This window comes from Pasteurella sp. XG20, from assembly GCF_018968665.1.
In the GTDB taxonomy this organism is placed as follows: Bacteria; Pseudomonadota; Gammaproteobacteria; order Enterobacterales; family Pasteurellaceae; genus Pasteurella; species Pasteurella multocida.
Map to the genome: position 1 here is coordinate 986,891 of NZ_CP076656.1, position 12,003 is coordinate 998,893.

At 39.1% G+C, this 12,003-nt stretch carries 10 protein-coding genes; 2 read left to right on the top strand and 8 right to left on the bottom strand.

Annotated features, from left to right (window positions below):
• Positions 1-35: 35 nt before the first annotated feature.
• The 3 genes from mukB to mukF are packed head-to-tail and all read right to left on the bottom strand — an operon-like array spanning position 36 to position 6,624.
• Positions 36-4,517 carry a chromosome partition protein MukB gene (gene mukB / locus KPF51_RS04540; RefSeq protein WP_061406062.1) on the bottom strand — a complete coding sequence of 1,494 codons (4,482 nt, stop codon included), beginning with the start codon at positions 4,515-4,517 and terminating at the stop codon, positions 36-38.
• Positions 4,517-5,248, bottom strand: coding sequence for a chromosome partition protein MukE (mukE, locus tag KPF51_RS04545; RefSeq protein WP_061406061.1), 732 nt, complete (start codon positions 5,246-5,248; stop codon positions 4,517-4,519). The genes mukB and mukE overlap by 1 nt, the downstream gene beginning before the upstream one ends.
• A 50-nt stretch (positions 5,249-5,298) precedes the next feature.
• Positions 5,299-6,624, bottom strand: a complete 1,326-nt coding sequence (mukF, locus tag KPF51_RS04550) for a chromosome partition protein MukF (RefSeq protein WP_005726458.1) — start codon at positions 6,622-6,624, stop codon at positions 5,299-5,301.
• Between the two features lie 183 nt (positions 6,625-6,807).
• On the opposite strand from mukF, the gene ttcA reads away from it, so the two are divergent.
• Complete coding sequence (gene ttcA / locus KPF51_RS04555) at positions 6,808-7,746, top strand: tRNA 2-thiocytidine(32) synthetase TtcA (protein WP_005726457.1); 939 nt, start codon at positions 6,808-6,810, stop codon at positions 7,744-7,746.
• Between the two features lie 34 nt (positions 7,747-7,780).
• A complete protein-coding gene (gene msrA, locus KPF51_RS04560) occupies positions 7,781-8,305 on the top strand; it encodes a peptide-methionine (S)-S-oxide reductase MsrA (protein WP_061406060.1) in 525 nt (174 codons plus the stop codon).
• 256 nt (positions 8,306-8,561) lie between these two features.
• Here the strand turns inward: msrA and KPF51_RS04565 are convergent, their stop codons facing one another.
• The 5 genes from KPF51_RS04565 to KPF51_RS04585 all read right to left on the bottom strand — a co-directional run bounded on the left by KPF51_RS04565 (position 8,562) and on the right by KPF51_RS04585 (position 11,791).
• Positions 8,562-8,765, bottom strand: a complete 204-nt coding sequence (locus KPF51_RS04565) for a YadA C-terminal domain-containing protein (protein ID WP_095261630.1) — start codon at positions 8,763-8,765, stop codon at positions 8,562-8,564.
• Between the two features lie 678 nt (positions 8,766-9,443).
• The gene (gene rplT / locus KPF51_RS04570) at positions 9,444-9,797 is read right to left on the bottom strand and encodes a 50S ribosomal protein L20 (RefSeq protein WP_005722169.1); all 354 of its coding nucleotides are present in this window, start codon (positions 9,795-9,797) and stop codon (positions 9,444-9,446) included.
• A 70-nt stretch (positions 9,798-9,867) separates the two neighbouring features.
• Positions 9,868-10,065: a 50S ribosomal protein L35 gene (gene rpmI, locus KPF51_RS04575; protein WP_005596065.1), complete on the bottom strand. Its 198-nt coding sequence runs from the start codon at positions 10,063-10,065 to the stop codon at positions 9,868-9,870.
• A gap of 391 nt (positions 10,066-10,456) precedes the next feature.
• Positions 10,457-10,999: a translation initiation factor IF-3 gene (gene infC, locus KPF51_RS04580; protein WP_080940655.1), complete on the bottom strand. Its 543-nt coding sequence runs from the start codon at positions 10,997-10,999 to the stop codon at positions 10,457-10,459.
• Between the two features lie 195 nt (positions 11,000-11,194).
• Positions 11,195-11,791 carry a Crp/Fnr family transcriptional regulator gene (locus tag KPF51_RS04585; protein WP_046333192.1) on the bottom strand — a complete coding sequence of 199 codons (597 nt, stop codon included), beginning with the start codon at positions 11,789-11,791 and terminating at the stop codon, positions 11,195-11,197.
• Positions 11,792-12,003: the final 212 nt, after the last annotated feature.

A 12,003-nucleotide genomic window follows, 5' to 3' on the forward strand; every position in this document is an offset into this window, starting at 1 on the left:
TTAAACATTTTGACCGCACTTTTTCTTTACGTTAACTATGCGCCAAAACCACGCAAACCAACCACATGCACATGTTCTTGGTTGCCGGCGATTTTACGCACCAGTTTATAGGTTGTACCTTTTTCTGGGCTGATGTTTTCAGGCGCGGCGATCAATAATTGCATATCTAAACGCTCGCACAACTCAAACAAGGTGGAGATGGATTTTGCATCCAAACGTGCGGCTTCATCTAAGAATAACAAGCGACATGGCACAATATCTTTACCGCGAATACGGCGTGATTCTTCTTCCCAGCTTTGTACCACCATTAACAGAATCGACATACCGGTACCAATCGCTTCACCCGTTGATAAGGCGCCACTTTCAGCACGTAACCAACCATCTGCGCCACGATACACTTCCACTTCCAGATCGAGATAATTACGGTAATCTAATAACTCTTCACCAATAGTTTGCGCAGTACGTTGCCCCATATCAATATGTGGGTTTAAACGCTGATACAACTTGGCGATTGCTTCCGAGAAGGTCATACGCTGATCAGTAAATAAATCTTGGTATTCCTCTTGGGTGCCCGATAACGCGTCAAGCAACATCGCATGGGTATCACGGATATTGACCACGAGACGAACCGATTTAACTTGACCAAAGGCAATATTTTGTAGCCCTTGATTTAACATACGAATACGGTTTTGTTCACGCTGAATGGTTTTACGCATGATATTTGCCACACTTTCAGAACTGATCGCCAATTTCTGTTCACGGCGAGTAAGTTCATCTGTTAAGCGTGAAAGCTCAATTTCCATTTGCTCAATCGCATCGATTGGATCATCGGTTTTAATAATGTCTTGGCGAATACGTTCACGCAAATGTTGATAGACGGCAATAAAGAAGCGCACTTTATTTTCTGGCTTACGATTATCTTCAGACAAACGCAAACTATCACGTAAATATTCATTATCTGCGACTGCCGTGCGCAATGCACCAAGGGCTTTATCCGACATAGAACGCAATTCATCAGCAGATAAGTAGGCAAATTCACGACGATTTAAGCGTTTTTCCACGTCGCTACCGCGCGATAAACGCATGACGACACACCAGCTCACTTTCGCGGCAACCACCAGTTCGCGTTGTGTTTTGTAATCACGTTCCGCCTTACGAATACGTGCATTTAAACTTTGCGCTTCACTTTCAATTAAGGTTAATTGTTTCTCTACATAGTGACGACGTTGACGTGTATCCGATAAGACTTGATGTAATTCGTCACGACGTTGTTTGGCACGTTCTTCTGCCCCTTGATCGGCTCGTACACCTAATTCGCCAACTTCTTGCAATAACTCTTGTAGCATTTGCATTTTGTTATTGAACGAGGTTTGTAGCTCAATATACACCCGATTGTAATTGGTAAATTGCTGCTGCTTTTGTTGTAACTGCGCTTTTTGCACTTCACGTTGTTGTTGCAAACTGTCTAACTTAGCGCGTAATTGTTCATTTAAATCAGTGTTTTCTGTTTGAACACGCTCTTCATAAGCAAAATGCGCTTTACGTTGTAATACATCTGCTAATGCAAATAAGCGTTGTTGCACTTGTTTTTGCTGTGAAATCGCCTGTTCATAATCGGCTTTTAAGCGTTCATAATGTTCTGGGTCACTTTGTAATGTGTTCGCAATAGGTTCTAATTGTGACAACGTCGCGCCATATTGACGAATAAATAACTCATCTTGTTCTGCAATATCCAGTTGCTCACGGCACTCTTCTACACGATCAATCAAACTTTCATCCGCAATCAGATTTAATTGCGGAATTAACTTATTCAACAACTGCATTTTTTCTTTTGCATGGTCTAATTGAATACGCAATTGTTGTTCCGTCGTCACAAATTGATTTAATTCACGCTCAATCTCATTGCGTTGTTGCTGAATTTCCGCCATCACCTCTTCAGGATTTGGCTGGAACGCGAGCGCTAAATGTAGCCCGACAAATTGACTGAAATGTTCGTGTAAACGCTGACATTTTTGTACATCAAACGCACGTTGTGCATGCTGCTCTGTCACGTCATCACGTTGTTGCTGTAATGCCTCTAAATATTGCTCGCGTGCAGCTCGACCAAATAATGGAATCTCAGGGAATTTAGAGTAACGTAATTCTCGATCAGAGACCTGTACAACGACACCATGCGCTAATTCTTGGGCAGAAAGCACGCTATCATCAAAAGCGCTTGGGTCACCCTCGATTAAATATAAATCATCTGGGCATTCTTCAAGCTGAGCTAATTGTCCTTTTACCGCGTCTAAATCACGTACGACAATGGCATGGCGTGCCGGACCATATAAGGCAGAGAAATAAGGGGCATCTTCAATCGGTACATCATCATACAATTCGGAAAGCAAGACCCCTCCAAAACGTTCAGCCAACACATTTAAGCGCGCATCTTCTGACCCATCTGGTTGGCTCAAACGAGAAATTTGGGCTTCTAATTGTTGACGTTGTTGTTCAAGCTGATCACGTTCAATGGTTAACTCACGCTCTTTCACCAATTGTGCCTGCATAAATTGCATCACATCTTGACTGTCTGCAAAGGTTTCCCCACTTTGATCTTGTAAACGCGCTAAAGCGGCTTGTGCGGTTAACCAAGCAGGCGCTTTTTTTGCATTATCCTGATAAAGTGCGCTGAGTTGCTCACGTTTTTGACGCAAGGTTGAACGTTGTTCAACTTGTTCGGATAATTCTGCACTGACATCTTCGAGCAAAGCTTCTTGTTCAGCATGGTAGGCTTCCAACGCCTCAGCATCTTCCAAGCTGACATTTGCACGTTGATTAAATTCTTTTAACAAACGCACCGCACTTTGTTGTTGTGCATAGCGCTGTTCTAATTCATGTAATTTTGCACGCAACTGAGGCGTTTGTTGTGCTTGTACTTTTTGTGTTGGGTATTCACGTAAGAGCACTTTCGCTTGTTCAAAGGCTGTAGAACGTGGAATCTCACCTGCAACTTTACAAACTAATTGATAAGCCTTATCAAATTGTGATTTTGCTGCATCAGAAATTGACATTTTTTGTTCTAATTCAAGCACTTGCTCAGTAAGACTTTCAGCATGTGCTGCAAACTCATCGTGATAAGCTTCAACATTTTTTACGCCTAAATCAGCTAAACCACACAGTGTTTTGGCTTTTTCAAGCGCTGCAATCGCTTGTTGATATTGTAATGCACGGGTTTGTTGTGCATCTAAGGCTTGTTGATAGTCGGCTAATTGGGCACGGATCTGATCTACTTCTTGTTCAACTTGTTCAACCTGTACTTGGCTTTCCTCAAGTTGTTCTGTTGCCGTTTCAACCACCATTTTCTGTTCTTCTAAACGCGCCGTAATTTCAGCCACATCATCTTGATAACGAGAAATTTTTTCTTGGTGACGTAGCGCATTCAGCACTAAGTTCAAGTAATCCACTGCACTTTGATGATCTACTTCTAACGTTTTTTCATTCTCGGCCAATTCTGCCGCTTCGCGACTTAATTCGACTAAACGTTGTTGTGACAAATGCTGTTCTGTGCGCGCACGATACCAATCTTGGCGGAAACGCACCGCACTTTCAATGTTACCGCGACGTTCATTAGCATGGCGCATATAATCCGATGCCACATAGTTTGACGTTTCGGTAATCAAATGCTTAAATAAATCACGATCGGCTTGCGTCACTTTAATGGCTTCAAGCGTCATGCGGTTTTCACGCAAGGCGCTTTCCATATCTTGGAAGGCTTTACGCACGCCAAGATTTTCTGGCAATAAATAATCACGTAAAGAACGGGTAATGGCACTTGAAATCCCACCGTAAAGTGAGGCTTCAATCAGTTTATAGAATTTACTTCTGTCAGAGGAAGAACGCAGGCGTTTTGGGATAATACCCAAATCAAACATCATCGCATGATAATCGGTAATCGAATGATATTGCTTAAATTGTGCGCCAGCTTGCTCAATTTTCTCTTTTAACTCATTGAGTGTGAGTACACGTGCTTGGCGTTCATTGACCACATCGGTAAAAATCGTTGTCGGATTTTCGGCTAAGTTGAGTCCTTGAATAGAGAAGGTTTTAATATCGACTTTCTTATCACGTCCCGCTACTTGTTGTAGTCTTGCGCCTACAATAACACGTTGATTGCGCGAATTAATGGTATCCAATGCAGCATAACAAACGCCCGGACGCAATTTACCATGCAAGCCTTTATCTCGCGAACCACTGGTTGCTCCCGCTTCTGTGGTATTACGGAAATGTAATAAGGTCAAATCAGGAATTAAGGCGGTAACAAAGCCTGCCATAGTGGTGGATTTCCCAGCACCGTTTCCACCAGACAGTGTGGTGACTAATTCATCTAAATCAAAAGTACGCGCAAAAAAACCGTTCCAGTTAATTAACGTTAAAGAACGAAATTTACCACGGGGCGCACTATTTGCATGAGAAAATACAGCATGAGGCACACTTGTTTCAACGTGTTCAAGGTTTTCAAGGGCTAATTCTTCAGACATTATGCGTGTTCCTCATCATCTAATTCATCTTCAAGTTCATCATTGTCATCGACTTCATTCAAATCGGCTTGCTTTTCTAAGGCTAAGGAGTCTGGTGTAGCGGCTTCCCCATCACGAATTAAACGTAATTGGGCTTCATGCGGATCATCACCAGCACGCACTTCCGCACCAAAACGGAACACGGCTTCAGCAATGGTAAATTTACCACTATTTTGTTCACCGACACCATGGATCATACCTAAACGACGTAACCGGTTTAAGGCAGCACGGACTTTCTCTGCCAATTTTTGCTTATCTAAATCAGATCCCGAAGAACGTTGATTAACTGCTTTCAATAATTTATTTTCATCCGCAAGATTTAATAACTCATCATAGACTTCCTGAGTAGAAAAAATCCCTTGTTGTGCCAAGCGCTCTGGGCTTAAATAGAGATAACAAAGCACTTTACCAACCAACATTTCTAATTCCGTCAACACCGAACGAGCGATCAAGGTTGTCGCTTTCGGGCGTAAATAGAAAAACCCTTCGGGTGCACGAATCAGTTCCACATTATAACGACGATAAAAACTGTCTAATTCGCCTTGGAAATCCATTAAAAAAGCATGATTATCTAATTGATCAAGGCTAATATGTCGCCCTGCGCGTAACTGACTATCCACAGCAGGAAAGAGCGGATTGGCAATCGCTGCCGCGAGCTTGGTTGAAATAAGGTCTTGAAGATTATCTGTCATTGTTTGTTCTCTAGTTGAAAATTTGGCTAAAACGTACCGCACTTACTGGATTATTTATACTCATCAATTTTATGCGCTTGCACTTCTGCTCCCCGATCATTAATTGCTTCCCAATTTGGATACAGTCCGCTTAAATCATCATTTGCCAACCCTAAACGCACTGCTTGATCCACAATAATACGTGCCACATCGAAATGTTTCGCTAATGGATAATGGGCTAATTGTTCTTTTAACACCAAACTTAAATTAATCGGCTCGTTACGTTCACGGTAAGCAATTAATAGGGTTTGCATATGTTCGACAATTTGTTCATGTAAATCGGCTAATGATTCATATTGCAATGCTTCTGGTAATTCACCAAGGGCATCTTCCTCGCGTAAGGTTAGCTCTTCATCCCGCATATCGACTAAGCGTTCTGCTTGCGCAGTCCATAAAAACCAAGGGTGATCAAAATAATGGTGAATAGAATGGCGTAAACGTTGAGAGAACACGCGATTTTTATCCATATCAATCGCCGTACGGATAAATTTATGGACATGGCGATCGTAACCAATCCATAAATCAATGGCTTGTTGTCCCCAACTGATAATACGGTCTAACTTGGCTTGTAAATCTGTGATTAATTGCTCAACAAAAGCGAGATTTTCCTGACCGATCACACAATCTTGAATACGTAATAATTGTGCTTGTAATTTATCGCCTGCCGCATTCAAGGTGTCTTGTAGTTCACGTAAATTGCCAGAGGTTTCATCTAATAAATGTTCACAACTGGCGATCGCAGCCTGCCAATCTTTGGTTAAGAGTTCCGCAATTTCTTCTTTAATGCTTTGCTGGTTTTCATCCATCACGCGTTGAGATAAATCAATGCTGTCAAAAATCTCAGCCACGGAATATTTTAAGGGGGCAAACACGTTACGGCGCCAATGATGTTCATCACCGCCCTCTTCTGCCGCCTCTGAAGCGCGTTGAATTTCATCTGCCACAATGGATAACTGGACAGACAAACGTAACGCAGAAAATTCCCGTTGGCGAATATAATAATCCGAAATGCCAACGCCAAGTGGCGTTAGACGGTAAATGGAAAGCCCTTCAGTAAATTCACTACTAAAACGGTTTAAGAAACGTTGTTTGACTAATTCATTGATCGCGTTATTGGCGCGTGTGGCAATGGTGTCATTGGATTGTTCAAAGGCGGTAGAAATATGACGAAAAATATCGACTAAATCCGCTTCGAGCATTTCGCCGTCTAAACGTTCATTATTATAAATCGCAATCGCCAATAAAAAGGCTAAACGTTCAGTAGATAAATTTAAGGCGAACTCTCGCTCTCGCGTCCAAGCAACAAGTTCAGGAATGGTTTGTGACGTTTCCAGCATTAAAATGTCTCACAACAAATAAAATCAGCAAAAAATTGGCATGATTATACCCAACTTTATCGGATCTTTCAGCTAACAATTTCACAAAAACTGACCGCACTTCATGAAAAGCACAATTTCTAATGGAAAAAATTGCAATTACCCCTTACTATACGCAGATTTTAAGCAAAACCGAAATTGACGATGACTGATACAACTCAACAAGATAAAAAACACACTTATAATTTCAATAAGTTACAAAAACGCTTACGCCGTAATGTCGGCAATGCGATTGCCGATTTTAATATGATCGAAGAAGGCGATAAAGTCATGGTTTGTCTTTCTGGTGGAAAAGACAGCTATACCCTATTAGATATTCTGTTAAATTTACGTCTTAACGCGCCGATCCATTTTGAGATTGTGGCGGTGAATTTAGATCAAAAACAACCGGGTTTCCCTGAACATATTCTGCCTGAATACTTGCAAAGTATCGGAGTGGATTACAAAATCGTGGAAGAAAATACCTATGGCATCGTTAAAGAAAAAATTCCTGAAGGTAAAACGACCTGCTCACTTTGTTCACGTTTAAGACGTGGTATTTTATACCGGACCGCGACGGAATTAGGGGCAACCAAAATTGCACTTGGTCATCACCGTGATGATATGTTAGAAACTTTATTCTTAAATATGTTTTATGGCGGTAAATTAAAAAGTATGCCGCCAAAGTTAATCAGTGATGACGGTAAACAAATCGTGATTCGTCCACTCGCCTATTGCAAAGAAAAAGACATTGAAAAATATGCTCAGGCAAAACATTTCCCGATTATTCCGTGCAATTTGTGTGGTTCTCAACCCAATTTGCAGCGCCAAGTGGTCAAAGAAATGTTGCAAAAATGGGATCGCCAATATCCCGGACGTATCGAAACTATGTTTAGTGCAATACAAAATATTGTGCCATCACATCTGTGTGATACGCATTTATTTAACTTTAAAGATCTGCAACGTGGACAAATATTAGAAAACATTGAAGGTGATATTGCGTTCGATAAACCCGAATTTATTGCCACAAGTCCGATTGATGACGACGATGAACAACAAGATTTTCACCAAGTAGAACTGATAAATGTGAAAGAAATTCATTAAACTCAAGCGAATAAACGATAAAAAAGGAAATCCTATGACACAACAAGCAATCTTTGCCGGCGGCTGTTTTTGGTGCGTTGAGGCAGTATTTAATCAAATTAAAGGCGTTGAAAAAGCGACTTCAGGTTATATTAACGGAACGACTGAAAATCCAACTTACAAAGAAGTATGTACCGGTGAAACGGGTCATGCGGAAGCGGTAAAAGTGGAATTCGATGCGACAGTGATTAGTTATGAAAAATTATTAGACATCTTCTTTTCTATTCATAATCCAACCCAATTAAATCACCAGGGCGAAGATGTGGGGACGCAATACCGCACAGGCATTTATTATTTGAATGAGGAACAAAAACAGCTAGCAAATAAAAAAATTGCCGAATTACAACCGCACTTTAGCGAAAAAATCGTCACTGAAGTGCTACCAGCACAAACTTTTTATCCTGCAGAAGATTATCACCAAGGCTATTTATTGCAGAACCCACAAAACAGCTACTGTAATTTAGTCGCAACGCCAAAATTCTTAAAAGCCAAGGTGAAATTTGAGGAAATTTGGAAATAACTGTTCCTCTGAATCTGGTTATTGTCAGTCAATTTGACGCGTATAAACAGATAGCGCCACGGAGTTAGCCGTGGCGTTTTTTTAATTTGCGAATAAAGAAAATAAAAACTGCTGGGATAACAATATGAGATATTGATGTGTATAAAGGGCGTTTTATATAAGACGCGCTACGAAAACGTAGCGCGCTATTTGAATAAATTTGGGATAGTTTAGAGGTAAATAATATTAATGTTGTCCGTTAAACTCCTTTTTACGATTAAAACTCATAGTTCACACCAACGTTATAAGATAACGCGGCACCTTCTACGCTTTTGGCGATTCCCGCTTTTGCGGCAATTCTTTCATTAAAACGATAACCTGTACCAATAGCAATGGCAGTTTGAGATTGGTAACCACCAAATGTTGCCGTGAGATTAAATTTATTGACATTATAAGGTTGGAATAAAACAAAATGACGCAACGATCCCTGTTGCGATTTTAGATAAATTCATTAAGTACTCCTTAAACTTCATACTTATACAACTGATCATTTATCTTTAAACATATTTAATAATGCAAAATCCTATTGCAAGATTAAATTTAAAAAGAATTCTACTAAAAATCCCCTACAAATTACAAGCCTTTGATTTATTTTAAAATTTAAAAGAATAAATATGAAGCTAAAATAGAACAAAAATAAGACAGATTTTAGTTTTCTAATAATTTTAAAAATAAAAAATATTAATTTTATATGGTATTTAGAAATATAAATCAGGATATAACGCTACGCTATCAAATAAACATTGGATTAAATTGAACAAGGGATAAAAAATATCATCACCACATAAATCACTTTGAGGCGTTAAATTATTTTAATAAACTAACAAGGAAGAAAAAATATATACCTCTTTTTAGGTATGAATATAAATATATAACTCTTTTGTGGTATTAAAATAAAGATATGCTTATTTTAGCTGTGTCAATAAATATAATGTACAACATGCCTTTGATACTATAAACGTATGACACGAAGTCAAAACAGCATTAGGAAAAAAGGGAAATGGGTGAATACATTACGAATAAACCTGCGAATCCTTAAATAACAGGCATAAAAAAGGACGCGAGAGCGCGCCCTAATCTTAATATACCTGACTTTAAATTAAAGTGCAGATTTTGCTTTTTCTACTAATGCAGTGAAAGCAACTTTATCGAATACCGCGATATCGGCAAGGATTTTACGGTCGATTTCAACAGATGCTTTTTTCAAGCCGTTGATGAATTTGCTGTATGATAAACCATTTTGACGCGCTGCAGCGTTGATACGTGCAATCCATAATTGACGGAATTGACGTTTACGTTGACGACGGTCACGGTAAGCATATTGACCAGCTTTAATTACTGCTTGGAACGCAACACGATAAACACGTGAACGAGCACCGTAATAACCTTTAGCAGCCTTAAGAACTTTCTTATGGCGTGCTCTTGCAATAACACCACGTTTTACACGAGCCATTATTTAATCTCCTATTGTCTTAATTTGAAATAAAATTTAACTAATCGTACGACTGTACTTAAAACGCAGCTTATGCGTATGGTAAGCACGCTACTACTAAAACTTGGTCTGCTTTCGCAACCATGGATTTATGACGTAAATGACGTTTACGCTTAGTTGTCTTTTTAGTCAAAATATGACGTAAGTGAGATTGTTTACGTTTGAAACCGCCAGAAGCTGTTTTTTTGAAACGCTTCGCAGCACCACGTACTGTTTTAATTTTAGGCATTGTTTAATAACTCCGCATTGTTTTTTGTTAAACACCGATATTCAGGCGAATTTCCGAAGAGATTACTTGTAAAGCACTGAATATTTCTTACTTTGAGTAACCGTATTTCAGGCTATTCTCTCTAAAATAATCAGGCTGCGTAGTTTGCCTGATCCATTTTGAGTTTTTCATAACGAAAAACAGACGAATTCTATAGAATTCGTCTGTTTTTAGCAAATCATTTTTTCAAATTACGTAGAATTTTGATGTTTACCTATCAATATGCTCTTATTCAGCTGTATTGTTCATCATTTATCACATGACAACATGAGGCTCATGCCATAATAAACTGATCAGTATGCTACAAAACAAAAAATGCAATCAAGATTTTATTGATTGCATTTCTAGAAAACTATTTCTTTTTCGGCGCCAGAACCATAACGGCTTGTCTGCCTTCCAATCTACCCGGTGCAGACTCTACCACAGAAATTTCAGCTAAATCGTTCTTTACGCGCTCTAACACTTCTAGCCCGATATCTTGGTGAGCCATCTCACGTCCACGGAAACGCACGGTAATTTTTGCTTTGTCACCTTCTTCCAAGAAACGAATCAGGCTACGCAACTTAACTTGATAGTCGCCTTCATCTGTACCCGGACGGAATTTAATTTCTTTCACTTGAACGACTTTTTGTTTTTTCTTCTGCTCTTTTGCCGCTTTTCCTTTTTCATATAGGAATTTACCGTAATTCATAATGCGACACACTGGTGGCTCTGCGTTTGGACTAATCTCAACAAGATCTAATTCTGCTTGCTCAGCCATATCTAAGGCTTGTTGAATTGATACAATACCTGCTTGTTCGCCATCTTGGTCAATCAAACGAACTTCTTTTACTCGAATTTCATCATTAATGCGATTCGGACGGTTAGCTACGGGTGCTTTTTTTACGGTTTTAATAGTCGTATTCCTCTATTAGTTTATCTTGCGTTCATCTGCTTAGCAGAAGAAAAGTCTATCTTGTTCCAAAAGAACAAAAACGAACGAAATTCTACTGTATTTTAAGTATTTATGCAACAACCCTACTGCGATTTTCCTATTGAATGAGAATTCTCATAATTTGCTCAATACGAAATTGTATTACAACTAAGCCCCTTATTTCCCTTTATGATGCGGTAATAATTCGGTAAATAAACCATTTTGTCTTAATTCTTTTGCAATCCGAATTGCTGTTTCTGTTTCACAGCCGGCATATTCCGCAATCTCACGATATGTCCAGTTATAATAGGGAAAATTACTGGTGAGAAAACACATGCTATCAATGACGCGATCAAGCGTGCGTAAATACGCACTCTTGGCAAGCCGTTGTTCTGCATCCCGTAATTCATTAGCAAGCGTTTGTAATAATATTTTACTGAGTTGTAAATTATGTAAAAAAAACAGATCAATATTTTCAGGTTTGATTCTAATCACTTCTGCTTCAATTAAAATTTTTGCACTACAATGATAACGGCTATCTCCTAATCCAAATAATGTTCGGAAACCGAAATAATCACCTTGACGATATAATCTCACCAAACTTTCTTTTCCATTATCGAGTGTATGATATAAACCAACCAAACCTGATTTCACAAAATAAAACTCTTGTGCCACTTCTCCTTGTTGATAAACTGTCATTCCTTTCGCTAATTGATGTAAATATGTCAACTGACAATGTTGTAAATTACTCGGCAAAATTGGCAAAGTCTCCATAGCATCCTTCTTATACATATTTAAGAGGTGATTTTTTCTCGCAACGTTATTGTGCAGTCTTTTTATTTTTATATTAACTAGTTTGATTGCATAGTCTTCATATCATCCAACAATCATCGCCAGTTTTGACATTACTTTACTAGCATAATACAGCGAAAAATAAAGCGTTATGACTTTCATCATAGCTTATGGTGAATTAGATCACAAATTTT